We start from the raw sequence: 25,518 nt of genomic DNA on the forward strand, positions 1-25,518 counted from the left end.
ATGTCGTTCGGATCGAGTCTGTGCGGAGCGGATGAGTAACCGATGAGTCCTCGCGGTGATCTACCCGCGACCGCCGCGGAGATGGTGTGCGTCCTGGGGTTTGTCGGTGGGCGCACACCGACCGGTGAACGGATCGAGCTCGGCGGCCGGCGTCAGGCGCAGCTCTTGGCCCGGCTGGTGGCCGCGCGGGGCGCCGCGGTGTCTGTTGATGATCTGGCCGCGACGTTGTGGCAGGCGGAGAGCCCGCGGGACCCCGTCGCCGCGATCCGCACCTTCGTTGCCGACATCCGCCGCCGACTCGAACCGCAGCGGCCCCGCGGAGTGCCGTCGGCTTTTGTGGTGACCTCGGGCCGCTTCTATCGGCTCGACCACTCGGCACGAGTCGACGCATGGGAGTTCGCCGAGCTCGCCGCATCGGTGGATTCGATGCCATGGGCGCAGCGGCTCAGCAGGCTTCCCGACGCTCTGACCGACCTGTGGGGTGGGGCGCCGTTCGCCGGGCACCGTGATCTACCGGGGGTTGGAGCAGAGTACGCCCGGCTCGTCGAACTACACGCCCGGACAGTGGAGGCACTCGCCCAGGCGCAGATCCATTCAGGCCGAGGTGATCTCGCCATCTCCGAGTTGCAGTCGCATGTCGACCGACACCCGAGTCGGCAAAGCGCGTGGATTCTTCTGGCGTCGGCCCTGCACTCCGCCGGGCGCACAGAAGACGGACTCGCGGTGCTGAACCGCGCACGCACACGTTTGGCGGACGAGTTCGGTCTGGACCCATCGGTGGAATTGGATCGGGTGCGCCGGGAGCTTCTGCAGAGTGATGGTCTTCCCGAAGAGACCGGGAGACCGTGGCAGTCTTCGGCGACCGCGTTTATGCCCACAGGCAGCCGATCCCGGGTGCTCAGCTCCGCGGTCCTGCTGCGCGACCTGGCACTCAGTGGTGCGGACGGATTGGTGACCGCCCAAACGGAACGCTCAACGGGTGCAACGGAACTCACGGCGCGCGACGATCCCCGCCTGGCCGCGGACTTTCTCACCCACCTCGAGATCCCGGGTATCTGGACCATCTCCGACGATCCGGCGCGATCAGCCCGGATCGTCGCCGCCTCCCGCAGGTGTCTCGAACTCCTCGACGGCGAACTGTCTCCCGCGCAACGCGCCCGACTACTGGCCCTCATCGGCATCGAATCACGCGGTACCCGTGGACCGGCCGGTTCCGAGGCCGCGGACCGTGCGGTCGCGATCGCGCGCGACCTCCGCGATCCCACCGTGCTGTGCATCGCGCTCAACGCCGAGTTTCTACAGTCGTTCCATACCTTGGACTCCATAGAGCAGCGCCAAGCGATCGGCGGCGAACTCATCGCGCTCGGTGCCGACCATGACCTGCCGACCTACCAGATCCTCGGACATTTGATCTGCCTCCAAACAAGCGCCAGTACAGGCGATTTCGACCGAGGAGATCACCACGCAACCACCGTGGACCGGCTCGGCGAATACCACGAGCGCAGCCTCGCGGGGTTCTTCACCACCTGGTACCGTGCGATTCGCGCGGATATGACCGACGGTCCACCTGCCGAGATCCGGCAACGCTACGCCACAGCGCTCTCCCTGCTGCCCTCCTGCGGAATGCCCGGCATCACACGTGGGCTGGCCCCGTTGATCGCGCTGGTCCATGCCCTACGAACCGGGTCGGGTCTCCACACGTTCGACGACGTCGACTTCGGGCCCAACATGCCGTGGACGACCCCCATCACGGCTGATGCCGCCGGCGATCACCGACGCGCGTTGACATCGCTTCAGCAGGCACCGGCACCACCTCCCGATCACCTCGCGACCACACGGTGGGCGCTCCTGTCGATCGCAGCACATCGGTTGGGCGACACCACAACCGCGGCATCTGCGGACGGTCGGATCCGGCACCTGTCTCATCCCATCGGATCCGAGACCGGAATGTTCACCCTCGGTGACACCGCACATCTACCCGTCGTCATGCCACCGGCGTGAGCGATCCCGACGGGATCGCGAGCTGGACCCGCCAGGTGGGGAAACGGGTGGTTCACGATCGCACCGGCGCCGCACGATGAACAAACAGCAAGCCCAAACAGAAGGTCGCCAGACCGAACAGTGTCACCCCCGCGCCCAACGCCCCGGTCGATCCGTAGTCCATCCCACGCATCACAGCAATCGAACCGATCAGTGCGCCAAGACCGTTGGACGCGTTGAACGATGCACTGGTGAGGGCGGTGGCCAGTAGTTGGGCCCGCCCGGCCGCACGCATGACGTGCACGATGAAGCCGAGTCCGGTAGGTGGGCCGAGCAGGCCCACCAGGAAGATGAGCAGGAACAGCGCCAACGACGTGCGCGTCACCAGAGTGATCCCCACCAGTAGGCCGATCGTCACCAGATTCCCCACGACAATCACCCTGATCGCCCCGGATTCGATGATGCGTCCGGCAACGAGGCCGCCGAGCACCGAACCGAGTCCCCACAGCAGCATCGCCACCGGTACCGAACCCTCCGACAAGTTCGCGGAGTCGGTGACCAGCGGCGCGATGTAGGCGTACATGACGAAGACGCCACTCGAGGTCAGGAGCGCGCCCACCGCGCCGAAGACCACCTGGGACCGCCGCAGTGCGCTGAACTCCGCACGCACATTGAGGGTCTTGTCGCCGGGGGACATCGGTACAAACGCCCAGATCGCCGCGGCGGCAACCAGGCTCAGCACAAAGATCGCCAGAAAGGGAACCCGCCAGTTCGTGACCTGCCCGAGCCAGGTGCCGGCCGGGACCGCGGTGATGGACGACAGTGTCAGGCCCAACCCGACGTATGCGACCGCCCTCCCCTGCCGGATCGGTGCCACCAACGTCGATGCCAGCACTTGTGCGGCTCCGAAGTACGCGGCGTGTGGCAGCCCGGCCAGGAACCGCGCCACGTGCAAGGTCTCGAAGTTCGTGGCCAGTGCGGTCAGCAGGTTGCCCACGCCGAGGGCAAGGACCAATCCGATGGTCAGTGTCCGACGCGGCAGATGGGTTGTCGCCGCGACGATCAGGGGAACACCGACCAGAACTCCGCAGGCATAGGTGGTGATGATGCGCCCGGTCTCGGCGACCGAGCGGTCCATCGAGGCTGCGATTTCTGGGAGCAGCCCCATGGTGATGAACTCCGTCATACCGATGACGAAGGTTCCGGCGGCCAATGCCGCTGTGGCCAGACCGATTCGGGTGCGTTCCCCCGGGATCGCGGACTTCTCTATCGTCATGCCGGGCTCAGGAGAGCGCCCAGCGCCACCGGTGTTCCACTGACTCTTGGTGCACTGAAACGTGATTCGTGCTCCCCGGCCGCAGGTTTCCCTTTCATCAGCTAAAGATACTGGCGCAGTGCACATATCGCCATCCGAGAGCGATTCCGGTCAAATGGTCATCGCCTCGCGGACACCGGCTTCGGCGTCGGCGCCGCCTGCGCCGGATGAGGTGATTCGACCGCCTTCGAGGATGTAGTACCGATCGGCGGCTTCGAGCGCGAATCCGATCTGCTGCTCCACCAACAGAACTCCCATGTCACCGCGTTGGGTGAGGGCGGTGATGGTGTTCTCGATCTCGGCGACAACCGACGGCTGGATGCCCTCGGTGGGTTCGTCGAGGATCAGCATCTTCGGTTCCGTGATCAGGGCTCGCGCGATGGCCAACTGCTGGCGCTGACCACCCGAGAGCAGTCCGGCCCGGCGGGTCAGGAGTTCTGTCAGAGCGGGGAACAAGTCCAATGCCTCGGCGACGAGTTCTTTGCCGCGCTTGCGGCCGTCGGCGACAACCTGAAGATTCTCTGCGGTGGTCAGGTAGCCGAAACTCTGCTGGCCCTGTGGGACATAGGCCAATCCCCGGGCCACCCGTGCGCTCGGACGCATCGAGGTGATGTCGGTGCCGTTGAATTTCACGGTGCCCTTGGTGACCTTCAACAGGCCGACCGCTGCACGCAGCAGGGTGGTCTTGCCCGCCCCGTTGTGCCCCATCACCGCGGCGACACCGTCGGTGGGTACTTCGATACTGGCGCCGTGGACTACCTCGGTGCGGCCGTAACCGGTACGGACATCGATCAATTCGAGCATCAGAGTGCCCCTTCGGATTCTGCGGCGGCGGCGACTTCTTCGATCTCGGTGCCGCCGGCCGCGGTACCGAGATAGACCTCCTGGACTTGTGGGTTGGCCTGAACGTCGGCGACAGAGCCTTCGGCGATGACCTTGCCGCGGGCGAGCACGGTCACCGAGGTGGCGAACGAGCGCATGAACTCCATGTCGTGTTCGACCACCACCACGGTGCGCTGTCCACCGATGCGGCGCAACAGTTGTCCGGTCTCTTCGCGTTCCTCGTGACTCATGCCGGCGACCGGCTCATCGAGAAGGAGCACAGATGCGTTCTGTACCAGCAACATCCCGATCTCGAGCCACTGCTTCTGCCCGTGGGCAAGAATCCCGGCGGGGGAGTCCTTGAGGTGCTGCAAGCCGATCGTCTCGAGTGCTTCTTCGATCTCGGGCAGAATCCCGGACCGCCGACGCAGCAGGGTCAGTGGACCGCGTCCGGCGCCGGCGGCGATGTCGAGGTTCTGTAGGACGGTGAGCTCTTCGAAGACGCTGGCGGTCTGGAAGGTTCGGCCAACACCCAGGCGGGCGATGCGGTGCACCTTCTTGCCGACCAGCTCGACACCTGACTTCTGGATCGATCCGGTCGCGGGGACCAAGCCGGTGATGGCGTCGATGACGGTGGTCTTGCCTGCGCCGTTGGGGCCGATGAGAAACCGTAGATCACCCTGCAGCAAAGTCAGATCCACGTCACTGACGGCCTTGAAGCCGTCGAAGCTGACCGATAGGCCACGGACCTGGAGGTAGTCGCTCGACATACCGGCGTTGCCGCCGAGTTCGGGTTCTTTCTCCACAACCGGGGTTTCATTTGCGCTCATGAGGAAGCTCCCACTGGTGTCACGTCCGCCTTGTCTGGATCGGGATCAGATTCGGGTGGCTCGGATTCGGTCTTCTTGCGACGCCACTTGGCGAGGGCTCCGAGCCCGGCCAATCCGGCGGGGAAGAAGCCGACCACGACGATGAAGAGCAGACCCTGGGCGTAGACCCAGCCGGACGGGAAGTTCTCTGACAGGTTGGTCTGAGCCCACGCAACACCGATGGCGCCCAGGACCGGACCGAGCAGCGTGGTGCGCCCACCGATGGCGACACCGATCAGGAATGCGATCGACGGCACGATACCGACGTCCGCGGGCGAGATGATGCCGACGATCGGAACGAACAGTGCGCCGGCGATACTCGCGAACAGTGCGGCAACGGTGTACGCCACGAGCTTGATGTTGGCGGGGTCGTAGCCGAGGAAACGGACGCGCTCTTCCTGGTCGCGGACGGCAACCAGCAGTTCGCCGTAGCGGCTGTACATCAGCTGGCGGGTCAGTGCGACAACGATCAGCAATGTTGCTGCGGCGATGAAGAACAGGAGTCGCTTGTTGGCCGGATCATTCAGTGCCAGACCGAAGAAGCTACGGAAGCGGTTGAGCCCGTTGCTGCCGCCGGTGCTCTGCTGGCCGATGAGCAGGATGGCGAACGCGGCCGCGAGAGCCTGCGACAGGATGGCGAAGTACGCACCCTTGACGCGGCGTTTGAAGATTCCCAGGCCGAGGATCAGTGCCACACCGGCCGGGATGAACAGGATGCCCAGAATCGTGACGACCGGTGAGGCGAACGGCTGCCAATACGCGGGCAGTTCGGTCTTGCCTGCGATCTGCATGAAGTCGGGAACGTCGTCACCCCGGAGCTCTGCGTCCGAGATCTTGAGGTGCATGGCCATGATGTAGGCGCCAAGGCCGAAGAACACACCTTGGCCCAGGACGAGCATTCCGCCACGGCCCCAGGCCAATCCGATACCCACGGCCACGATGCCGAAGCAGAGGAACTTGCCGAGCAGGTTGAGCCGGAAGTCGCTCAGTATGGCGGGGGCGACGGCAAAGAGGATGACTGCGGCGATCGCAAAGCCGGAGTAAGCCTGCCAGCGTGAGGATAAGAACTGTTTCATACCAGGCTCCTCGTCTTGACGGTGAACAGTCCCTGCGGCCGGATCTGCAGGAAGACCACGATGAGGACGAAGACGATCACCTTGGCCACCGAGGCGGTGGTGTTGTATTCGATGAATGAATTGAGCAGACCGAGCGACACGGCCGCGATGACTGCGCCCTTGATCTGTCCGAGGCCGCCGATCACAACCACCAGGAAGGCGTCGATCAGGTAGGTGGTTCCGGTGTTGGAGCTGGTGGAGCCGATCAGTGTCAGTGCCACACCGGCGATTCCTGCCAGGCCTGAACCGATGAAGAAGGTGGTGATATCTGTTTTGCGACTTGATATCCCGCTTGTCTCTGCGAGTTCGCGGTGCTGCACCACAGCCCGGATCCGCCGGCCCATGGGTGTGTACTTCATGGTTGCCGCCAGAGCCACCACACAGACGACGGCGAGGATCATGATGAAGATGCGGCTCTTCGGCACGACTGCGCCGAAGATGTCGACACCACCGCTGAGCCATTCCGGGCCGACCACGTTCACTGCCGGTGCGCCGAAGATGTCGCGGGCAGCCTGTTGCAGGACCAGGCCAACACCGAATGTGACCAGCAGGGTGTCGAGCGGCCGGTGATACATGCGCTGGATGAGTGTGACTTCGAGGAGTACACCCATCAGCCCGCCGACGAGGAAGCCGACAAAGAGTGAAACGATCAGGGAGACATTGGTATTGGCCACCACGTGTTCCTGCACCACATAGGCGGTGTACGAACCGGTCATGATGAACGCACCATGAGCCATGTTGATGACGCCCATCTGACCAAAGGTCAATGAGAGTCCCAATGCTGCGAGTAGCAGGATCGACCCCAGACTGAGTCCGGTAAACGTCTGTCCTATCAGCACATCCACGAGGGCTGTTCCTTCCCGATCACTTTTTGCCGGCTTCCGTCGTCGCTGTCGAGCTGAACTACTTGGCGCTCAGGCCCTCGGCCCAGGGGTACCCCTCGAGGTACGGATCGGGCTCTATGGGTGCCGGTGACTCCCAGATCGTGTAAATCAGACCGTCGGAACGGATCTCACCGATACGTGCGGTCTTGGTGATGTGGTTGTTCTCGCCGTCGATGGTGACCGGGCCCTCGGGTGCGTCGAAGGTGACGCCGCCTGCGGCTTCCTGAATAGCTGCCACCTCAAAAGAATTCGCCTTCTCGACGGTGTTCTTCCACAGGTAGACCGAGACGTACGCGGCTTCCATCGGATCAGAGGTGGGCTTGTTGGCGCCGTACTTCGCCTTGTATGCGGCGACAAACGCGTTGTTCACCGGGGTGTCGATGGTCTGGTAGTAGTTCCAGGCCGTCAACTGGCCGTCGATGTTCTGTACACCGATTCCGCCGACCTCTTCCTCGGCGATCGAGACAGAGACGACCGGCATGTCCGCGGCGGTCAGGCCGACGTTGTTGTACTCACGGAAGAACGCCACGTTGGAGTCGCCGTTGAGGGTGTTGAAGACGGCGTCGGCGTCAGCGGAGCGAACCTTGTTGACGATTGTCGAGAAGTCGGTGGAGCCCAGCGGCGTGTAGTCCTCGCCCTTGATCTCCATGCCGTTGGCTTCTGCGTAGGCCTTGATGATGCGGTTGGCCGTCTGCGGGAAGACGTAGTCGCTGCCGACGAGGTAGAGGGACTTGACGCCCTTTTCCTTCAGGTAGTCCAGAGCCGGGACGATCTGCTGGTTGGTGGTGGCGCCGGTGTAGAAGATGTTTGGCGAGGACTCGAGGCCCTCATACTGCACCGGGTAGTAGAGCAGTGCGTTGTTGTCTTCGAAGACCGGGAGCATCGCCTTGCGGCTGGAGGAGGTCCAGCCACCGAAAACTGTTGCAACACAGTCACTACTGATCAGCTTCTCGGCCTTTTCGGCAAAGATTGTCGGCTCAGAGGCGCCGTCTTCACCGACGAGCTGGATCTGTTTGCCCAGCACACCGCCGGAGGCGTTGATCTCATCGACCGCCAGTGCGATCGAATCACGAACGGTGACTTCGGAAATCGCCATGGTACCGGACAGCGAGTTGAGAGAGCCGACCTTGATTGTGCTGCCAGAGGTGTCGACACACGAAGTGGCCGAGGTGGTGGACTCATCACTGGCCGAGCTGCCACAGGCACTGAGGGCGAGGGCAACTGCTGCGAGTGCGGCAGGGGCGACGAGGGCGGACCGGCGGAACCGGGACCTCTGGGAAACAGCATCGGATTGCGGCATAGCGGCCTTTCACTTGTGTTGCGTTGCACGAGAATTTGCACCGAAAGAGGAGGTCTGCAAGCAGCGCTCAGACCCAGAACTGCGCGTATACGGTTCCGTGTACCTGCATAAAAATAGGTAGGGTTTGTTTCATCGAGGTGTCTTGACGTGACAAACCGATTTCCGATTTACGAAATTTGCGCGTCTTCGGTGGTGGGAGCCGTTGATGTGATGTGAGTCACTACGCGTACGGCGTGTGGAATGCGCTGTGTTGTAGATGCTTTGCGAAAGCAGCTAGCAGGCAATTGTTTTCGGCTTATCTCTGTAGCCAAGCTAAGTAATTCGCGATGCGTCGGACACAAAGAAGCCCACCCGCAACCAGGTGCGGGTGGGCTTCAGATCGGGGTGATCAGGCGGCGGCGGTCGCGCCTTCGGAGATCGGCTCGAGTGCCTGGGCAACTATCTGTGCCACATCGGTCATCGGGAGCACAGTCAGTGCTTCGAGAACTTCGGTCGGCACGTCGTCGAGATCGGGCTCGTTGCGTTGCGGGATGAATACGGTGCTCATTCCCGAGCGGGCCGCAGCGAGAAGCTTTTGCTTCACCCCGCCGATAGGCAGGACCCGGCCGTTGAGTGTGACCTCACCGGTCATCGCGACGTCTGCGCGAACATTGCGGCCCGTTGCCATCGACACGAGCGCCGTCACCATCGTGACACCCGCGGACGGTCCGTCCTTGGGAGTGGCACCTGCCGGCACGTGTACATGGATGCTCCGTTCCAGTGCCTCCGGATCGATGCCGAACTCGGCTGCGTGCGAACGGACGTAGCTCAGCGCGATCTGTGCGGACTCCTTCATCACGTCGCCCAGTTGTCCGGTGAGCACGAGACCTTCACCGTCGGTGGATCCGGCCTCTATATAGAGGACGTCACCGCCGAGGCCGGTGACCGCGAGTCCGGTCGCCACACCGGGCACCGCGGTGCGTTCCTCGGCGTCCGGGGTGAACCGGGGTCGTCCGAGGTACCCGACCAAATCGGGCTCATCCACCAGCACCTTGTCGGTGTTGCCCGCGGCGGTGAGTTCCGTCGTCACTTTGCGGAGCAGCTTGGCGAGGAGACGCTCGAACTGGCGGACTCCCGGTTCCCGGGTGTAGTCGGCCGCGATCTTGCGGAGCGCGGCGTCGGTGACCTCCACCTCGTCGCCGGTGATGGCGGCGCGGTCCTGCTGCCGGGGCAGCAGGTAGTCACGCGCGATGACCACCTTGTCGTCCTCGGTGTAGCCGTCGATGGTCACGAGTTCCATCCGGTCGAGCAGCGCCGACGGGATCTGTTCGATGACGTTGGCTGTGGCCAGGAACACGACATCGGACAGGTCGAGGTCCAGGTCGAGGTAGTGGTCACGGAACGTGTGGTTCTGCGCCGGATCGAGCACCTCGAGTAGGGCTGCGCTGGGGTCGCCACGGTAGTCGGCGCCGACCTTGTCGATCTCATCAAGCAGTACAACAGGATTCATCGATCCCGCCTCACCGATGGCCCGGACGATACGGCCCGGCAGTGCGCCGACGTAGGTGCGCCGGTGGCCGCGGATCTCGGCCTCGTCGCGGACGCCACCGAGGGCGACACGAACGAACTTGCGGCCCAGCGCCCGTGCCACACTCTCGCCCAGCGATGTCTTGCCGACCCCGGGAGGTCCGGCCAACACCATCACGGCTCCGGAACCGCGGCCGCCGACGACCTGCAGGCCACGATCGGCCCGGCGGGCCCGCACCGCGAGGTACTCGACGATGCGGTCTTTCACGTCGTCCAGTCCGTGGTGATCGGCGTCGAGGACCGCCCGAGCGCCCTTGATGTCGGTGGAATCAGTGGTGGTGACGTTCCAGGGTAGATCGAGGACGGTGTCCAACCACGTTCGGATCCAACCTGATTCGGGACTCTGGTCGCTGGCCCGTTCGAGTTTGCCGACTTCGCGCATCGCAGCTTCGCGGACGTTGTCGGGCAATTCTGCGGATTCGACACGGGCGCGGTAGTCGTCGCTGCCGTCCGGCTCATCCTCGCCGAGTTCCTTGCGGATGGCGGCCAGTTGCTGACGCAGCAGGAATTCCTTCTGTGTCTTCTCCATGCCGTCGCGGACGTCGCCGGCGATCTTGTCGTTGACCTCTACCTCGGCCAGATGGTCGCGGGTCCAGGTGATCAGGGTACGCAGGCGGATCCCCACGTCGGGGGTCTCCAGCAGTTCACGCTTCTGGACGTCGGTCAGATACGACGCGTAGCCCGCGGTGTCGGCGAGCGCCGAAGGATCGGTCAGCTTGTTGACCGAGTCGATGACCTGCCAGGCCTCGCGGCGCTGCAGCATCGCGAGCACCAGTTGTTTGTATTCGGTGGCCAGTTCACGGACGTCGTCGGTGACGTCGGGTTCGTCAACAGGCTCCACCTCGACCCAGAGCGCAGCGCCGGGGCCGGTGGTGCCCGAGCCGATGTGCGCGCGGGATTCACCTCTCAGCACGGCGCCCGATCGGCCGTCGGCCATCCGGCCGAGCTGGACGATCGAGGCAACGACACCGTAGGCGGGATAGCGGTCGTCCAGGCGTGGGGCGACCAGTAGTTTGCCGGCGTAGTGGTCGAGCTCCGGCTTCGCGTTCGTCTCCGGATCACTGGCTTTCGCAGCGTCGACCGCAGCTCGAGCGGCGTCATCCAGCTCGACCGGCACGACCATCCCAGGCAGGAGAACAGGCTCGGTCAGGAACAACACCGGCAAGCGATTGAGTTCGGACATGTGACCTCCAAAGTTAAGTTCATAGGGCTCAACTTCGAATTCAGGAGCGTTGTTCCCGCAGGTATCGGTGTTCATCTACAGCAGAATCCGGCGTCGCCGAGAACTTGTGGGCGAACAGCCTCCTCATCCACCGTGAAGTGCTGTCTCCCAGCGACCTCGACCCCGGGCTCAGTGCCGTTCGATCGGCATGTAGTCAATCGCACCGATTCGCGCATCGGGGAACAGCGCCGCGATTGTGGTTGCGACGTTGCCGCTGTGACCGTCGAGATAGTAGACGGTCCCGTTCTTGTAGAAGGCATTGAAGAAGTGCCCGATGTCGAGTGCCTTGCCATCGGCGCCCAGCCAATCGACATAGACAACCCCCTGAGCGCCCTCACCGCGGGCCGCGATGTTCGCGGCGACCTTGGGCTCGGTACTGGGGTCGAACGAACCGTCGTACTGGTCACCGATGCTCTCCTTGTAGCGGATGCCGTCGGAGCGGGGTGTGGAGCCCAGACGCAGATTGCCGCCTGCGCGGGCGTGGGCATCGGGGTTCGTCCCGTTCAGCCGGGCTTCGATGGCCTCGATGACGTGACCGCAGTTGTTCGTCGACTTCGTGGGATTCACCCCGTCGATCTGGGCCGCGAGGGCCAGTCGAGTGGCATCGACGGCGGCCTTGCGGGCCTGGTTGGCGTTGTACTCGGCGACCCGGGCCTCGAGTCGCTCGGTTTTGTGGTCGCCCGCCTGCCGTGCCGCCGCGGCGTTCTCCGCCGCCTCCGCCGCGCGTCGGGCATGATCCGCACTTTCCTTGGTCAGGCGGTTGATCGTTCGTCGCGCGGAGGCGACAACCTCTGAGGCCGGGGTGGAGTTGGTGCCTGCCCGGCCGATCACCGCGCTCACCTCACTCGCGGCAGCCGCGATCTGGTCGAGCGACCGGCGGGCGGTCGTCGCCTGGGCCTGTGCGCTTCTCGCGGAGTATTCGACCGGTGCCGGGGTATCGGATAGGTCGAACCGACCGTGTACGTCGCGTTCGGGTGCGGATGTCTTCGGCGATGTCGTCGGTTTCGGGGGTTCGATGACGTCGCCGAGGTCGGTGTCGGCGTCGGTGTCGTGGGGTGCGGGGCGGGTGGTGGTTCGTTTGTCGCCGGGGGTGGTTGGTGTGGGGCCGGCCGGTTTCGGGGGTTCGATGACGTCGCCCAGATCGGTGACGGCGTCGGCGTCATGGGGTGCGGGCCGCGTCACGGTCTTGTTGTCGCCGGGAGCGGTCGGGCCGTCGTTGTCTCTACTGCTGCCGCCTGCCCCACTGCCGCGTCCACCTGCTGATGCCGGAACCGGCGCCGGCTGGGTTCCGTCCGGGGTGTCGGACAGGTCGAACCGCTCGTGCACGCTCGGTTTGGGTGCAGCCGGCTTGGGTGCCGGTACCGGCAGGCCTTCCGGTGCTGCGGTGGCGGATGGAACAGCTTTGGGTTGGCCGATGGCTTCCGGTGCCGCGGCAGGTTGCCTGGCACCGTATTGCTGGTCGGCGGTCAGACCCACTGCCACAATGAGATTGGCGGTCGCATCGAGGAACTGTTGCTGTCGTTGTTCGTCGGTGAGTGTGGTGTCGTTCTGGATCTTCACCAATGTCGCCGTCATCCCGGACAGTTGGGCGGCGGTCGCGACGAGGCCCACCTGGTTGAGGAAGTCGCGCACCGCGGGCACGCTCGCCGATCCGATTCCCGCCACACCGGCGATACCCCCGGCTATCTGGGCGATCACGGCCGGATCGCTGAAGATCTCTCCCCAGGACTTCCCTTGGCCACGCATCACGCCGATACCATCAGCTGTCATCCGGATGCCGCCGCCGACCTGGGTCAGCATCAGGAATTGTGCTGCCACGCTTCCACCCTGCGCTGCCTTGGCGATTCCGCCGCCGAAAGCCAGTCCGCCGGCGACCTTTCCGCCGAAGCGCCCGAGTTCGTCATCGCTGACGAGCGTGTGGTCGATACCGGTGGCCGAGGTGAAGCCGCCCTTGATCGTGTTGTAGCGCTGGGTGTTCCACTCGACCAGCCCGGGATCGACGCCGACCAGGCCGGCGCCCATGTCGATCAAACCCAGCAGGGAGTCGGCCGCACCCTCGAAGATGCCGATGACGGCCAGCCCGACCCGCTTGCCGACGTACGACCACACCGACTGTCCCATGAAGATCCGGTGCGCCTTGATCTCGATGTCCGTGTACTTGCCCGCCTCGCGCGTCCACATCCCGGCGAGTAACAAATTGCCGCGGGAGTAATGGTTGGCTGCCCGCCCGAGCAGCTCCATCGACTCGGCGTACATCTCTTTGACTTCTTCGAACGGGTATTCCTTGAGTACCGTCTTGGCGTCCTCCGGGATCGCCTTCATCTGGTAGCGCAACCGACGACCGAGCGCCGCGCGTTCGGCTTCAAACGCGGTGGCGTCCACCATCTTCTTCTTCCGCGCGATGCGGTCATAGACCGGGAACATCGGGGCCGCACCGGCCTCCCCGGACTGGGCATTGGCGGGGGTGGACGTCTGTGGGCCACCGGTTCCGGTGATCGCGTTCGTCACCGCCGCGTTGCCGGCCTCGCGTTGCAGGCTCAGAAGTGCCGCACCCGATTGCGTTGGGGCAGAGAGGGATCGGGCTCGAGGCGGCGTCGACTCGAAGCGAGTATCCGGTGTGCGGTCTGAGTACATGGTCCGCTCGACGATAACCGCGCCGAGGCCGCCAGGTAAGGGATGTGGTCAAACCTCGCGCGAACGGGCACCGCTTCGTTCCCGAACGGGCCGATGGTACGAACCGGCTCTTGACTACGGGTTCTTGAATCCGCGTTCTGCCAACGACTCCAATACAGAAACCGATCCACGGAACGGGTCGTTGTCACGCGGCCAATGGGTGATCACGTCGGTGAATCCGAGTTCTGCTGCCTGGCCGACCATCTCGTCGAAGACCCCGATGCTCTCCAGTGAGAATTGAGGTGAGGCATCAAGGTTCAGATAGCGATCGAAGCCTTCCGGATCCCGACCGTTGGCAATCAGTGCTTCGTCGAGTAACCCGCAACTCGCGGCGATGCCGGTGAACCACTCATCAAGCGTCTCGACCTTGGCGCCGGTGGTCATCCAGGCATCGCCGTACTTTGCGGCAAAGCGGATTGATCTGGGGCCGTTGCCTGCCAGCACCAACGGGATCCTGTCGCGTACCGATCCACCGACGAGCCGCATGTTCCTGGCCTGGTAGTACTCACCGTCCGCGGTGACGTGGTCTTCGTGGAAAAGCCGTTGGAGCAGCAGCGTGAACTCCTGGAACCGGTCCACCTTCTGCTTGGCGGACAGCGGAGCCCTGCCTTCGAGACCGTCGTCGGGGGTGCCACCGGCGCCCAGTCCCAGCAGGATCCGGTCGCCGGCGATGTCGAGGAGGGTTTCGATCTCGCGGGAGAACGAGACGGGATGCCGGAAGTTGGGTGTGGCCACGAATGTCCCGAGCTTGATCGGTGTCACCGCTGCCGCGGCGGTCATCGTGGGTATGCAGGAAAACCACTGGGAGTCGGGCAGACCACCCCACACCAGGTGGTCGAAGAACCACCCGTGGTCGAAACCCATGCTTTCCACACGTTCCCACTTCGGCCGCGCTTGATGCCATGGCTGGTCCGGAAGTATTGAGATCCCATACCGCATCAGCTGAGCCTAAACCGGAAACGGCGCACAGTTCTGAGCGGTGTGCGCGAGATGACGCCCACACCCGAACGTGCAGTCGGTCACAGCACGGGCTAGTGTCCGGCTGTGATTCTCAATACGACACTCCGGGCCGCAGTCGTGACGGCTGCGCTGGTTCTCGGGTCCGCGACGTTGACCGCTCCCGCCGTTGGCGCGGCACCTGCCGCGTCGGCGTGTGTACCCCTTTCGACACCTGAGTCCGACGCCACACTCGCCGCCCTGACGGACCCCGCCGGCATCGAGACCTTCGAGCAGGCGCGAGATCGCATCACCGCCTTGCGTGGCGAACTCACCCACTCCGACGACTACCGGGGCACATTCCCCTTGGCGTTCGACGAGATCCTGAATCTCGTCGGCCCGAGTATCGACTCGGGGGTGTACGACGATCCGGTGTGGGCCGGCGACCTTGCCGTGGAGGTGGTCCGGTTGTACCTGACCGACCTGCACAAGTTCGTCACCGGTGGCACACCGTCGCCCCACTGGGCCGCTGCGCTGGCGCTGACCGAGGATTGCGACCGTAGTCCAGGACGGGTTGTCATGGGCGCGATCTTTGCGCACCTGATCGTCGATTTCCCCAAAGCGCTGGTCAACATCGGCACCACCGCGGACAACACCAAGGATTTCTACACCTTCGGCGGTGCGTTGGTCGACGCGACACCCGGGATCGTCTCGGGCTTCGAGAAGACCTACGGCACCGACCTCGAGGGGTTGTTCACGGGCTGGTTCGTCGGCGACATCTTCGGCGATGAGTTGGCGACCACGTTGATGTTCCAGTCGGTACGGACCGTGGCGCTGGTCAACAGTTTCGGTTTGCAAAATCCTGCCACCCACGACGCGACGGTCGCCGAGATGAACCTGCTGCTGGGTACGGCCAACGTCGCCCTGGACGGACTCGAGGTGACCGGCCTCATCTGATCGCCGAAACCACTCGCCTACTGGGGCGTGTGCCGTTGGCCGGGTGCCGGAGCATCACCAACGTGCCGGGCCGGATCTTCGCCGCGTGAGACGTTGCCGTCGCGGACCGGATTGCCGTCGCGGACCGGATTGCCGTCGCGGGCCGGATTATCGGAGTGGACCGGATTGCCGTCGCGGGCCGGATTGCCGGAGTGGACCGGATTGCCGTCGCGAGCCGGAGTATCGACACCGACCGGATTGTCGCCGTCTCCGTGGCGCTCATGCCGGCCGGCGTGCGGCACATCGGGATCGATCTTGTCGGCGTGTTCGAACTCGGCCTGCAGTTCCTCACGTGAGGACGCTGCCACACCGTGATGGGTCTGGGCTTCGTGCGACAGACGCTTGGCCTCGGCGGCCTTTGCTTCGGCGTCTGCTTGTGCGCGGCGAGCCTTCGCTGCTGATTCTTCGGCGATGGCCTCGTTCCGCTGGACTTCGTTCACCCGATGGGAGGCGGCTTCCCGGATCTGTCCGGCTTCGACCCGGCGATGGGCGCGCCGCTTGCGCACCAGGACGACAGCAAGTGCGAGTAGGACGAGTACGACTACTACGGCTATGACGATCCAGACAACGGTGTTCACGATCAGCTCCAGACATGTCGATGGTGCTGACGGACTACCCTGTGCGCCTCGGGGGCAAACACAACCGCTGCGGTGTGGTCGGTGTTTGTGCTGGTCAACGGGTACGTCAGGGGTTGCGAATACAGTGCTCCCATGAGTGAAACCGACGGCTTCCCCGACGATTGCCCGACGTTGGCCCGTGATGGCCGGGTGATCGGCTTCTGCCCGTCCCCGAGTGGGTCGCACCTACTCGTGTGGTGGCGGGCCGACAGTGTGGTCATCGGTGGATTCGAAACCTACGAGGCCGGTGTCATCTGCGCACTGCGTGCTTTCGCCGGCGACGGTCTCGACCCGGATCCAGATGAGGTCAAGCTCGAGGCCGCGCACCTCGAGAGAGAATTCACCGCCACCGACTGGATGGGGCTCGGTTTCTAACGCACGGCCCCGGTCATCCTTCGGTCAGCGGATGACCGGGGGCGGCGCTGCTGACAATCTTTTGCAATGCAGCGGTATGGCCTTTGAAGGCATGCCGCCCGACGTCGGTGAGCCTGACCCGAACCGTTCGTCTGCGACCGGTGGATGCCCGTTCGGTGATCAGGTAACCAGCGTCTTCGAGCGTCGACAATTGCTTGGACAGCGCTGAATCGGAAAGGTTGAGGCGTTCTTTCAGGAATGCGAACTCGGCCCAGTCTGCGGCCGCCAAGGTCGCGACCAGCGACAGCCGTGTACTCGGGTGGATCAGTTCGTCGAAACCGTCGGGTTGGCTCACACTCGTGCCCATCTGCGTACCGTCTTCAAGATCTCCGGTCCGGCGACCCCGGTCATCATGGCGACGACCAACGATGACCACAGCGCGGGCATCCCGACGTCCTGGGCGTCGAGAACCAGTGCGAACGAGATGGTCAGCGCCACCAGGATCAGCAGGATTCCGACCACCATGATTGCGTTCTTCGCGCCGGTCACCTCTCGGCTGACCTGGAGGCGAGAGGTGCGGCGACGACCGCTCAACAGTTGCGATGCGAGAACGGAATGCCCCACACCGAACAGGATGGTTGCCGCGAGCGCCACCCACCACGGAGTGAATGTGGAAAGAACCCCCAACACCAGCCAGCCTGCCGCCATGCCCCACCAGTACTGGTTGGGCAAACCCACTTCGTCGCTCACCTGGCGACGAGCGCGTTCGGCGGACTCCAGGGCGCTGCGGGCTTCTTCTGGATCAATATCGGCCATGATGCGAAACTCACTTTCCTGTCGGGAAAGTAGTATCTACTTTCCCAGTGGGAAAGTCAAAGCCCCCGTCCGACCGGAGTCGGGCGAGGGCTTTGAGAAATGCGGGTCTAGCTGGTTGTTTGCGCCCGATGTGGCAGTTTCCAGCCCGGGCGGACGTAGTGGCAGGTGTACCCGTTCGGGATGCGTTCGAGGTAGTCCTGATGTTCGGGCTCAGCCTCCCAGAAATCGCCGGCAGGGGTCACCTCGGTGACGACCTTGCCCGGCCACAGTCCCGACGCGTCGACATCGGCGATCGTGTCCAGCGCCACCTGCTTCTGGTCGTCGTCGGTGTAGAAGATCGCCGACCGGTAGCTGGCACCGACGTCGTTGCCCTGCCGGTTCTTGGTCGACGGGTCATGGATCTGGAAGAAGAACTCCAACAGATCACGGTAGGTGATCTTGTCCGGATCGAACTCGATCTCCAGGGCCTCGGCATGCGTGCCATGGTTCCGGTACGTGGCATTGGGAACGTCGCCGCCGGTGTATCCGACCCGGGTCGACAGAACGCCGGGAAGTTTACGGACCAGGTCCTGTACGCCCCAGAAACAGCCGCCGGCCAGTATCGCCTTCTCGCTCATCTACTTCGCCTCCTCGGTGGTGAACAGCTTGAGATACTCGCCGTAACCTTCTTTCTCCAGGTCAGCGACCTGGATGAAGCGGAGTGCGGCCGAGTTGATGCAGTAACGCAGACCACCCTCGGCGATCGGGCCGTCGTTGAAGACGTGGCCGAGGTGGCTCTCGCCGTGGGCCGAACGCACCTCGGTGCGGACCATCCCGTGTGTGGTGTCTGTCTTTTCGACAACATTCTTCGGTTCGATCGGAGTGGTGAAACTGGGCCATCCACAGCCGCTGTCGAACTTCTGAGTCGAGGTGAACAGCGGTTCGCCGGACACGATGTCGACGTAGAGGCCGGCTTCGTGGTTGTCCCAGAACTCGTTCCGGAAGGCCGGCTCGGTGGCAGATTCCTGCGTGACGGCGAACTGCGCCGGGTTCAGCTTGGCGACGGCCTCTGGATCTTTGCGGTACTCATGCGACACGGGGACGCTCCTTTGATAATTGTCACCGCCGACTGCCGGTGTCGGGCATTCGGCGGGAGTCGTGGAGTTCTGTACCTACAACGACGGGTGAGGTTCAGGTGTTCCACGTGCCAAGGGGGCGGCTCAGCGTGTTTGCAATCCGAGGACAACGGCGAACACAGAGAATCCGATGAGCAGCGCGATCAGCATCCAGATGGGGAAAGGGCCGGGCAGTTCGCCGCCGTCCCGCAGCGCGGTGGCGGTCTGTTTCCAGCGCAAGCCGCCGGCGATCGCGGTGAACGCGCCGAACGCCACCAGGCCGATGCCGAGGATGTCACGAGACATCTGGGTCGAGTAGTCGGGCAGCACGTGCATCACCGCCAACCCGGCCGCGACGAGCCCGAGCGCAGTCCGGAACCACGACAACACCGTCCGTTCGGCGGCGAGGGTGAACCGGGCGTCGACCGCACCGGGAGGGAGCTGTTGATCCGCCGGTGGCTCATCGGGATTCGGCACGACTCCATCATCGCCCATGACCCTCGTGTGCACCGGCCTTGGGCCGGATGTCGGGGCCGAATCGATGAGGACCATGCTTGAAACCTGGGGCCGAACGCGTGAAAGGGATGTCTGTGCGCTCATGGGTGATCTGGGCGACAGGTGTATTCGCTTATGTGGTGGCGATTCTCGCGCGAACCACACTCGGTGTGTCCGGGCTCGATGCCGCTGACCGATTCTCTGCGTCGCCCGGTGTGCTCTCGACGTTCGTGGTCCTACAGCTCACGGTCTACGCGCTCTCGCAGGTTCCGGCGGGACTGTTACTCGACCGTTTCGGGTCCCGGTCGATGCTCGTGACCGGTGGTTTGATCCTGGTCACCGGACAGATGACGATGGCGCTCACCGACGACTTGGCTGTCGCGATTGCGGCGCGGGTCCTGGTCGGGATCGGCGACGCATTCACCTTCATCTCGGTGCTGCGCTTGGTCCCCCGATGGTTTGCGCCGCGACGGGTGCCCCTGGTCACGCAGTTGACCGGGATCTGTGGACAATTCGGTCAGGTGCTGTCGGCGCTGCCGTTCCTCAAGGTGCTCGATGTCCACGGATGGACGCCGGCGTACATGTCGGCTGCCGCCCTCGGACTGTTGTCGGTGGTGTTGACAGTGGCCGTGGTGCGTAACGCTCCGGCCGGAACCGAGACGGCCGTGCCACGGACTTCGCTGCGCGTGACGTTGGCGGGTGTCAAGACGGTGTGGTCGCGGTCCGGGACCAAATTGGGCTTCTTCACCCATATGGGCACCCAGTTCTCGATCACGGTGTTCTCTCTGATGTGGGGAATCCCGTATCTGACTGCTGCACAGGGACTTTCCAAGCACACAGCGGGTGGGATCCTGACGGTGTCGGTCGGTGTGATCGTCATCGCCGGGATCCTGATCGGCATGTTCACCGGACGCTACCCGAGGCGGCGGTCGGATCTGGTGCTCGTGATCATGGGCAGCAACGCGGTGATCTGGGCGATTGTGTTGCTGCTTCCCACTGCGGCGCCGATGTGGTTGCTGCTGCTGCTGGTGGTGGTCATCTCGGTCGGGGGCCCCGGATCGGTGATCGGCTTCGACTTCGCCCGGACCTCCAACCCTGGTGCGGTGCTCGGGACCGCGCAGGGCCTGGTCAACATGGGTGGGTTCCTGGTGTCCATGGTGGTGATGCAGTTGATGGGCAGCATCATCGGCGCGATGGGCGGCTATTCCTTCGACTCGTTCCGGGTCGCGTGGACCGTGCAGTTCCTCGTCTGGATCGGCGCCATCGCCGGTGTCCTGGTCTACCGCGGCCGGGCGCGCCGGGAAGCGGGCGTGCGGCTCATCGAAGTGCCGGTGCCTGCGGACAACAAAAACCCGACACCGTCGCCATGATCGGCGCCGGTATCGGGCTTTTGGTGAATCTGGCTCCGCAGGTCGCTACTGACCTAGGCGGTCGGTGAGACCGTACCGCCGGTGAGGACGCGGTAGGCGTAGGTGCTGGAGATGACAACAATTGGTGCGGCCACCAGCAACCCGAGGCCACAGGTGATGACTCCCAGGACGATCAGTCCGGTGTTGGCGAGCGCGAGCAGGAACAGGGGACCGACGTTGTTGGACGTCAGCTCGAAGCTCGCCTTGATCGCGGTTATCGCGTCCTGATCGCGATCGATCGCGAACGTGAGCGCGAACCAGGTCAGGAACATGATGATCAGGCCCGGGATGATCAGCAGGATGAAGCCGATCGAGGTGGCAATACCCACGACGATTGCAACGAGGAACACCGCGGCGAGGTTCCTGAAGTTGAAGAACGCGGCGACGTTCGGACGCCGGCCGTCGAGTTCGGCCAGGGCGCCGTTGGTGAGCGCGGCCTTGAAAAGCGTGCTGACGATGAACGACGCCAAGCTGCCGAGCAGGCTCATCACCACTGATTCGTCGTTGAAGCTGAAGCCCGAGAATGCAAATGACACAAACAGGCTCACGACGAATGCCAACAGGCAGATCGCGATCCAGGGACCGACGTTCGCCTTGTACTTGTCCCAGCCGTAGCTGATCGCCGCTCCGACCGACAGCTGCGGAGGTCCGAAGCCGCCGACGGGGTATCCGCCACCCTGCGGCGCGTACTGCCCGGGCGGCGGTGGTGGCGGGAATCCGCCTTGTGGGGGCTGGTAGCCGCCCTGCGGTGGGTATTGCCCGCCCTGTGGGGGCTGGTAGCCACCTTGCGGTGGGTATTGCCCGCTCTGTGGCGGTTGGTAACTACCGGGCGCTGGGTACTGGCCGCCCTGCGGGGGCTGGTATCCGCCCGGCGGTGGGTATTGGCCACCCTGGGGTGGTTCGGCCTGCCCCGGATCCTTTCCGAGGGGAACGTCTGGTTCGTTCCCGGGTGGGGGTGGGTTCTGCGTCATTTCGCAATCCTTCGACAATCCGTTGAGACTTCGGCACTAGTGTTCAACTGACCCAATCCCACCAGGTATGGGGTGTCAAGGACATCGGGACCCGTTTGGCCAACGTGTGTCTGAACGTCACACGGTGACGATTGCGGACGTTTGGCGCCGGTGCTTGATGGGAACCCTGCCCCCATGACATTCACCGCACCCGGCCTCTCTGATGACGCCACAAAAAAACTGATCGCAGTCATGCAGGAACGACTCAGCGCGTTCAACGATTTGCACTTGACCCTCAAGCACATTCATTGGAATGTCGTCGGCCCTAACTTCATCGGTGTCCACGAGATGATCGATCCGCAGGTCGAGCTGGCCCGCGGATACGCAGACACCCTCGCCGAGAGGATTGCGACGCTGGGCGGATCGCCCAACGGCACCGCAAAGGCGATCGAGGAGGATCGCTCGTGGAAGGACTATTCGGTCGGCCGCGATACCGTCCAGGCCCACCTCGGAGCGCTTGATCTGGTGTACGTCGGTTTCATCACCTCGCAGCGTGAGGCGATCTCCGTCGCAGGTGAGATCGATCCGGTCACCGAGGACATCTTCATCGGCCAGACCGCCGAACTCGAGAAGTTCCAGTGGTTCGTCCGGGCGCATCTGGAGAACGCATCAGGCGAATTGTCCAACGCGGGCGCGAAGACCGCGGCTGGGGCAGCGAAGAAGAGTCGCTGACCGCGTAGCCGGACTCCGAACTCCTCAATCCCCGTCGGCACAGTGTGCCGGCGGGGTATTGTCCTGCCTCGAACTAGAACACGTTCTACATATTCGAGGGGAGACGCCAGATGGCGAGTGTCGAGGAGTTGCAGAAGGTTGTCGAATCGTATGTCGACCTGGTTGCGAACGGAACGCCCGAACAGGTCGCCGACCTCTACGCCGACGGGGCGACCGTCGAAGATCCCATCGGGGCCGACATCCGGAACACCCGCGAGTCGCTGATCGAGTTCTACGGCGTGATCGCCGCGATGGACAAGGCCACCGCCGAACTCCATTGGACCAAGATCGCCGGAGACACCGCGGTGTTCGAGTTCACGTTGATCACCGAAACCGCCGGGATGGCGTTCAAGATCACCCCGGTCGACATCATGGTGTTCGACGAGAACCGCAAGATCAAGACGATGCGAGCGGTCTGGCGTCCCGAGGACCTGCAGCAACTGTAGTTTCATGCGCTATCGGCAGATGTCTGTCGCCGGATTCGACTGGAACCTGATCGACGAGGGTTCCGGGCCGGCGATACTGCTCTGCCATGGCTTCCCGGGCCTGGCGTACAGCTGGCGACACCAGGTCGAGCCGCTGGTGTCCGCCGGGTTCCGGGTGATCGCACCGGACATGCCGGGATACGGCGGGTCCTCGGCGCCTGCGGACGTCGGTGAGTACACCTACAGGTCTGTCGGTACCCGTCTGATCGGCTTGCTCGACGCCCTCGACGTGGACTGCGCGCTGGTGGTCGGCCACGACTTCGGGGCGCCCACGGCGTGGACTTTGGCGCTCGAGCACCCGACGCGTGTCGCAGGACTGGTTCTGATGGCAATGCCGTACACGCCGGACCGGCTTCCGATCAGGCCGTCCGATGCGTTCACCGCCATGGCGCAGAAGCATTTCTTCCACTTCGAGTACTTCCTGCAGCCCGGCCTGGCCGATGCCGAACTCGACGGCGCGCCTCGGGAGTTCCTGCACCGCATCCATCACGCGCTGTCGGGGTCGTACCGCTACCTCGACATCTGGCAGCACCCGAGTCATCGCCCGAATCATCACGACGACACCAGGCTCGGATACCTCGACGTCCTGCCGCAGGCGCCGCCGCTCCCGTGGTCCTGGCTGACGCCCGCCGAGATGGACGTCTACGAAAGCGCTTATTGCCAAGCAGGTTTCACCGGTGGCCTGAACTGGTACCGCGCCGCCGACCTCAACTGGGAACAACAGGACGTGCAGCCTCGGATGCTCGATGTACCCGCGATGTTTCTCTGCGGCGGCAACGACCCGGTTCTGACGATGGCGGGTACGCGGGCCATCACCCGGATGCGCCAGATGATGCCTCGGCTGCAGAGGGTCGAAACATACGACGGTGCCGGTCATTTCATCCAGATGGAACGTGCCGGCGAGATCAACGCGGCATTGGCGCACTTCGCGACGACACTCGACTTCTGAAAACCCGGACCACCGATCAGACCGTGGGGTCGGGTCCGGCTCGGATGCGACGACGATCGGTGAAGGTGCCACAGTGGGGGCATGGATCTTGTCCGACACCTGAGGTTTTTCGTTGCGGTGGCCGAAGAGGGACATTTTGGCCACGCCGCCGCGCGCCTGGAGATGACACAACCGCCGGTGTCCCAGGGGCTGCGTCGTCTGGAAAAGGAACTCGGTGTCGAACTGATCCGCCGGGGACCGCAGGGAGCGGTACTGACCGGCGCGGGGCGCGAGCTCCTGCCCCGTGCCCGGGTGTTGGTCGACGACGCGGAGCGGTTCGCCGGGGAGGCGCGGCGCTTGCGGGAGCACCGGGATGTTCTGCGATGGGGGTTGCCGTCGGATGTCGATCCGGCGATTGCTGCCCGGTGTTCGACGGCACTTGCCGTGCTGGGCGCCGATCGTGGGCATCGGATGGTCACGGGCACGGTTGTCGAGTTGATCGCGGATGTCCGGAAGGGACTGATCGATTTCGCCGTTGTCGAGCACCCCTGTGTCCGAGATGATCTGGAAGCGGGGCCGGCCGTTCGCATCGAGCGGACCTTCGTGGTTCCGCAGGGTCATCCGGTGGCGTCGGCGGCGCGGCCATCGGTGCGGATGCTCGACGGGTTGGCGTTGGCACATATGCCCCGGACCGCGAATCCGCCCGCCGTCGATCTGCTCCTCGACACCCTCCACGTCCGCGGGCTGGACGTCGAGGTCATGCCGGTCCGGACCTCTGGTGAGGTGATCGCCGCAGTGGCAGGCGGTCAGGCCTTTGCGTTGGCGGTGGGCGCTGATCACCTCGGGCACATCGCCGGCATCACGCCGGTGCCGATGATCCGCGAGGACGTGCCGCTACGACTGCAGGTGGTGCGGCGTGCGGGAGCCGATCGCGAGGCGATCGACGCGGTCGAATCCGCGCTGTGGAAGCTCTCCCGGTGATCTCCCGCGATGTCGCGAGCGCCCGATCCCGGATCGGCGAGACCTTCGCCGATGCCGGTTGCGCGGGATGGGTCCACGCCCGCACCATCGGCCGGGCCCCGGCTCGTGAGTTCGCCTGGCAGGCAGACGATCCGGTGGTGATGGCATCGGTCTACAAGCTCCCCCTCATGGTGGCGCTGTGCCGGAAGTCGGATCGCGATGAGCTGGATCTGGGTGCGACCGTCACCGTCGATCCGCGTACGTGTGCGGCCGGGCCGACGGGCATTGCCGCACTGCATGATCCGATCACGTTGAGCTGGCGTGATCTCGCGGTGCAGATGATGGTGATCTCCGACAACGCCGCTGCCGATGTGATTCTCGCCGAGGTCGGTCTGGCCGCGGTGCGGGAGGTACTCGAGACGGCGGGCCTGGGCGGGACCCGAGTGGTCGGCGGAATGGCGCAACTGCAGCAACAACTGGTGGCCGAGACCGGGACGGACTCGGTCTCCGAGGCCTTTTCGGCGTTGGCGAACATCGATCGCGACGACACCATCAGCGCGTACGACCCAGCGCTGGCCAGCGCCACCACACCTCGTGAGGCCACCCGATTACTCGAACTGATCTGGGACGACAGGGTGGCCTCGCCGGCGATGTGCGACCTGATCCGCAAGACCATGCGTAAGCAGGCCTGGCAGCAACGCGTCTCGTCGGGATTCCCGCTGGGGGTGGCGACGATCGCGGGCAAAACCGGAACACTCGGCGCCATCCGCAATGAGGTTGCGGTGGTCGAATACCCCGGCGAGCATCCGATCGCGGTCGCCGTGTTCACCCATGCCGCCCGATCGGAGATGTCGCTCCCGACGGTGGAGGCCGCGATCGGACGGGCCGCCAGAATCGCGGTCACAGAGGTGCGGAGCCCGGTGATCTGATCGTGCTGTGCCCGCTTCGCATCGGGCTTGGC

25 protein-coding genes are annotated in these 25,518 nt (G+C 64.2%); 9 read left to right on the forward strand and 16 right to left on the reverse strand.

Going from position 1 to position 25,518, the window contains the following annotated elements:
• Window positions 1-42 precede the first annotated feature (42 nt).
• Window positions 43-2,001 (forward strand): AfsR/SARP family transcriptional regulator, encoded by a 1,959-nt coding sequence (locus tag AC56PL_RS12055; RefSeq protein WP_497153957.1) that lies wholly within the window; start codon window positions 43-45, stop codon window positions 1,999-2,001.
• A gap of 52 nt (window positions 2,002-2,053) precedes the next feature.
• Here AC56PL_RS12055 and AC56PL_RS12060 read toward each other — a convergent pair whose 3' ends face one another.
• From AC56PL_RS12060 to AC56PL_RS12100, 9 genes are all read right to left on the reverse strand, one after another.
• Complete coding sequence (locus AC56PL_RS12060; RefSeq protein WP_497153958.1) at window positions 2,054-3,256, reverse strand: MFS transporter; 1,203 nt, start codon at window positions 3,254-3,256, stop codon at window positions 2,054-2,056.
• A gap of 150 nt (window positions 3,257-3,406) precedes the next feature.
• Window positions 3,407-4,099, reverse strand: coding sequence for an urea ABC transporter ATP-binding subunit UrtE (urtE, locus tag AC56PL_RS12065; protein ID WP_482136485.1), 693 nt, complete (start codon window positions 4,097-4,099; stop codon window positions 3,407-3,409).
• Window positions 4,099-4,947: an urea ABC transporter ATP-binding protein UrtD gene (gene urtD, locus AC56PL_RS12070; protein ID WP_495513917.1), complete on the reverse strand. Its 849-nt coding sequence runs from the start codon at window positions 4,945-4,947 to the stop codon at window positions 4,099-4,101. Before urtD ends, urtE begins: the two co-directional genes overlap by 1 nt.
• Window positions 4,944-6,062 (reverse strand): urea ABC transporter permease subunit UrtC, encoded by a 1,119-nt coding sequence (urtC, locus tag AC56PL_RS12075; RefSeq protein ID WP_497153959.1) that lies wholly within the window; start codon window positions 6,060-6,062, stop codon window positions 4,944-4,946. Before urtC ends, urtD begins: the two co-directional genes overlap by 4 nt.
• A complete protein-coding gene (urtB, locus tag AC56PL_RS12080) occupies window positions 6,059-6,946 on the reverse strand; it encodes an urea ABC transporter permease subunit UrtB (protein ID WP_495513919.1) in 888 nt (295 codons plus the stop codon). Before urtB ends, urtC begins: the two co-directional genes overlap by 4 nt.
• A gap of 58 nt (window positions 6,947-7,004) precedes the next feature.
• Window positions 7,005-8,285 (reverse strand): urea ABC transporter substrate-binding protein, encoded by a 1,281-nt coding sequence (gene urtA / locus AC56PL_RS12085; protein ID WP_495513920.1) that lies wholly within the window; start codon window positions 8,283-8,285, stop codon window positions 7,005-7,007.
• Between the two features lie 388 nt (window positions 8,286-8,673).
• Window positions 8,674-11,034, reverse strand: a complete 2,361-nt coding sequence (gene lon / locus AC56PL_RS12090) for an endopeptidase La (RefSeq protein WP_497153960.1) — start codon at window positions 11,032-11,034, stop codon at window positions 8,674-8,676.
• A 168-nt stretch (window positions 11,035-11,202) separates the two neighbouring features.
• Window positions 11,203-13,707, reverse strand: a complete 2,505-nt coding sequence (locus AC56PL_RS12095) for a toxin glutamine deamidase domain-containing protein (RefSeq protein WP_497153961.1) — start codon at window positions 13,705-13,707, stop codon at window positions 11,203-11,205.
• A 114-nt stretch (window positions 13,708-13,821) separates the two neighbouring features.
• Window positions 13,822-14,685, reverse strand: a complete 864-nt coding sequence (locus AC56PL_RS12100) for an LLM class flavin-dependent oxidoreductase (RefSeq protein ID WP_497153962.1) — start codon at window positions 14,683-14,685, stop codon at window positions 13,822-13,824.
• A gap of 105 nt (window positions 14,686-14,790) precedes the next feature.
• On the opposite strand from AC56PL_RS12100, the gene AC56PL_RS12105 reads away from it, so the two are divergent.
• On the forward strand, window positions 14,791-15,639 hold the full coding sequence (locus tag AC56PL_RS12105; protein WP_497153963.1) for a DUF5995 family protein: 849 nt from the start codon (window positions 14,791-14,793) through the stop codon (window positions 15,637-15,639).
• 17 nt (window positions 15,640-15,656) lie between these two features.
• Here AC56PL_RS12105 and AC56PL_RS12110 read toward each other — a convergent pair whose 3' ends face one another.
• Entirely contained in the window at window positions 15,657-16,256 is a 600-nt protein-coding gene (locus tag AC56PL_RS12110; RefSeq protein WP_497153964.1) for a hypothetical protein, read from the reverse strand.
• Window positions 16,257-16,388: 132 nt separating this feature from the next.
• Here AC56PL_RS12110 and AC56PL_RS12115 point away from each other — a divergent pair, with 132 nt between their 5' ends.
• Window positions 16,389-16,670: a hypothetical protein gene (locus tag AC56PL_RS12115; RefSeq protein WP_495513926.1), complete on the forward strand. Its 282-nt coding sequence runs from the start codon at window positions 16,389-16,391 to the stop codon at window positions 16,668-16,670.
• Window positions 16,671-16,683: 13 nt separating this feature from the next.
• On the opposite strand, the gene AC56PL_RS12120 is transcribed toward AC56PL_RS12115, so the two are convergent.
• From AC56PL_RS12120 to AC56PL_RS12140, 5 genes are all read right to left on the reverse strand, one after another.
• Entirely contained in the window at window positions 16,684-17,016 is a 333-nt protein-coding gene (locus tag AC56PL_RS12120) for a transcriptional regulator (protein WP_497153965.1), read from the reverse strand.
• Window positions 17,001-17,465, reverse strand: coding sequence for a hypothetical protein (locus tag AC56PL_RS12125; RefSeq protein WP_497153966.1), 465 nt, complete (start codon window positions 17,463-17,465; stop codon window positions 17,001-17,003). The genes AC56PL_RS12120 and AC56PL_RS12125 overlap by 16 nt, the downstream gene beginning before the upstream one ends.
• A gap of 107 nt (window positions 17,466-17,572) precedes the next feature.
• The gene (gene msrA / locus AC56PL_RS12130) at window positions 17,573-18,082 is read right to left on the reverse strand and encodes a peptide-methionine (S)-S-oxide reductase MsrA (RefSeq protein ID WP_495513929.1); all 510 of its coding nucleotides are present in this window, start codon (window positions 18,080-18,082) and stop codon (window positions 17,573-17,575) included.
• On the reverse strand, window positions 18,083-18,541 hold the full coding sequence (gene msrB, locus AC56PL_RS12135) for a peptide-methionine (R)-S-oxide reductase MsrB (protein WP_495513930.1): 459 nt from the start codon (window positions 18,539-18,541) through the stop codon (window positions 18,083-18,085). It lies immediately after the preceding gene.
• Between the two features lie 123 nt (window positions 18,542-18,664).
• The gene (locus AC56PL_RS12140; protein WP_497153967.1) at window positions 18,665-19,054 is read right to left on the reverse strand and encodes a YidH family protein; all 390 of its coding nucleotides are present in this window, start codon (window positions 19,052-19,054) and stop codon (window positions 18,665-18,667) included.
• 95 nt (window positions 19,055-19,149) lie between these two features.
• Here AC56PL_RS12140 and AC56PL_RS12145 point away from each other — a divergent pair, with 95 nt between their 5' ends.
• Window positions 19,150-20,424, forward strand: coding sequence for an MFS transporter (locus AC56PL_RS12145; RefSeq protein WP_495515970.1), 1,275 nt, complete (start codon window positions 19,150-19,152; stop codon window positions 20,422-20,424).
• A gap of 53 nt (window positions 20,425-20,477) precedes the next feature.
• Here AC56PL_RS12145 and AC56PL_RS12150 read toward each other — a convergent pair whose 3' ends face one another.
• Window positions 20,478-21,434 carry a hypothetical protein gene (locus AC56PL_RS12150; RefSeq protein ID WP_495513932.1) on the reverse strand — a complete coding sequence of 319 codons (957 nt, stop codon included), beginning with the start codon at window positions 21,432-21,434 and terminating at the stop codon, window positions 20,478-20,480.
• Window positions 21,435-21,608: 174 nt separating this feature from the next.
• Here AC56PL_RS12150 and AC56PL_RS12155 point away from each other — a divergent pair, with 174 nt between their 5' ends.
• The 5 genes from AC56PL_RS12155 (at window position 21,609) to AC56PL_RS12175 (ending at window position 25,486) form a co-directional block, all read left to right on the forward strand.
• A complete protein-coding gene (locus AC56PL_RS12155; protein ID WP_495513933.1) occupies window positions 21,609-22,145 on the forward strand; it encodes a ferritin-like domain-containing protein in 537 nt (178 codons plus the stop codon).
• A 110-nt stretch (window positions 22,146-22,255) separates the two neighbouring features.
• The gene (locus AC56PL_RS12160) at window positions 22,256-22,630 is read left to right on the forward strand and encodes a nuclear transport factor 2 family protein (RefSeq protein ID WP_497153968.1); all 375 of its coding nucleotides are present in this window, start codon (window positions 22,256-22,258) and stop codon (window positions 22,628-22,630) included.
• Between the two features lie 4 nt (window positions 22,631-22,634).
• Window positions 22,635-23,618, forward strand: a complete 984-nt coding sequence (locus tag AC56PL_RS12165) for an alpha/beta fold hydrolase (protein ID WP_497153969.1) — start codon at window positions 22,635-22,637, stop codon at window positions 23,616-23,618.
• 81 nt (window positions 23,619-23,699) lie between these two features.
• Entirely contained in the window at window positions 23,700-24,578 is an 879-nt protein-coding gene (locus AC56PL_RS12170; RefSeq protein ID WP_497153970.1) for a LysR family transcriptional regulator, read from the forward strand.
• A complete protein-coding gene (locus AC56PL_RS12175; protein ID WP_497153971.1) occupies window positions 24,560-25,486 on the forward strand; it encodes a serine hydrolase in 927 nt (308 codons plus the stop codon). Before AC56PL_RS12170 ends, AC56PL_RS12175 begins: the two co-directional genes overlap by 19 nt.
• The last annotated feature ends 32 nt before the right edge of the window (window positions 25,487-25,518 follow it).

The organism is Williamsia sp. Y721, from assembly GCF_059683565.1.

Coding starts and splice junctions, on each gene's coding strand:
- urtA (WP_495513920.1), bottom strand. CDS start 8,285: ATGCCGCAATCCGATGCTGTTTCCCAGAGGTCCCGGTTCCGCCGGTCC.
- AC56PL_RS12165 (WP_497153969.1), top strand. CDS start 22,635: ATGCGCTATCGGCAGATGTCTGTCGCCGGATTCGACTGGAACCTGATC.
- urtD (WP_495513917.1), bottom strand. CDS start 4,947: ATGAGCGCAAATGAAACCCCGGTTGTGGAGAAAGAACCCGAACTCGGC.
- AC56PL_RS12060 (WP_497153958.1), bottom strand. CDS start 3,256: ATGACGATAGAGAAGTCCGCGATCCCGGGGGAACGCACCCGAATCGGT.
- lon (WP_497153960.1), bottom strand. CDS start 11,034: ATGTCCGAACTCAATCGCTTGCCGGTGTTGTTCCTGACCGAGCCTGTT.
- AC56PL_RS12155 (WP_495513933.1), top strand. CDS start 21,609: ATGACATTCACCGCACCCGGCCTCTCTGATGACGCCACAAAAAAACTG.
- AC56PL_RS12120 (WP_497153965.1), bottom strand. CDS start 17,016: ATGGGCACGAGTGTGAGCCAACCCGACGGTTTCGACGAACTGATCCAC.
- AC56PL_RS12125 (WP_497153966.1), bottom strand. CDS start 17,465: ATGGCCGATATTGATCCAGAAGAAGCCCGCAGCGCCCTGGAGTCCGCC.
- AC56PL_RS12115 (WP_495513926.1), top strand. CDS start 16,389: ATGAGTGAAACCGACGGCTTCCCCGACGATTGCCCGACGTTGGCCCGT.
- AC56PL_RS12055 (WP_497153957.1), top strand. CDS start 43: ATGAGTCCTCGCGGTGATCTACCCGCGACCGCCGCGGAGATGGTGTGC.
- urtE (WP_482136485.1), bottom strand. CDS start 4,099: ATGCTCGAATTGATCGATGTCCGTACCGGTTACGGCCGCACCGAGGTA.
- AC56PL_RS12100 (WP_497153962.1), bottom strand. CDS start 14,685: ATGCGGTATGGGATCTCAATACTTCCGGACCAGCCATGGCATCAAGCG.
- AC56PL_RS12150 (WP_495513932.1), bottom strand. CDS start 21,434: ATGACGCAGAACCCACCCCCACCCGGGAACGAACCAGACGTTCCCCTC.
- AC56PL_RS12140 (WP_497153967.1), bottom strand. CDS start 19,054: ATGGGCGATGATGGAGTCGTGCCGAATCCCGATGAGCCACCGGCGGAT.
- msrA (WP_495513929.1), bottom strand. CDS start 18,082: ATGAGCGAGAAGGCGATACTGGCCGGCGGCTGTTTCTGGGGCGTACAG.
- AC56PL_RS12095 (WP_497153961.1), bottom strand. CDS start 13,707: ATGTACTCAGACCGCACACCGGATACTCGCTTCGAGTCGACGCCGCCT.
- AC56PL_RS12160 (WP_497153968.1), top strand. CDS start 22,256: ATGGCGAGTGTCGAGGAGTTGCAGAAGGTTGTCGAATCGTATGTCGAC.
- urtC (WP_497153959.1), bottom strand. CDS start 6,062: ATGAAACAGTTCTTATCCTCACGCTGGCAGGCTTACTCCGGCTTTGCG.
- AC56PL_RS12170 (WP_497153970.1), top strand. CDS start 23,700: ATGGATCTTGTCCGACACCTGAGGTTTTTCGTTGCGGTGGCCGAAGAG.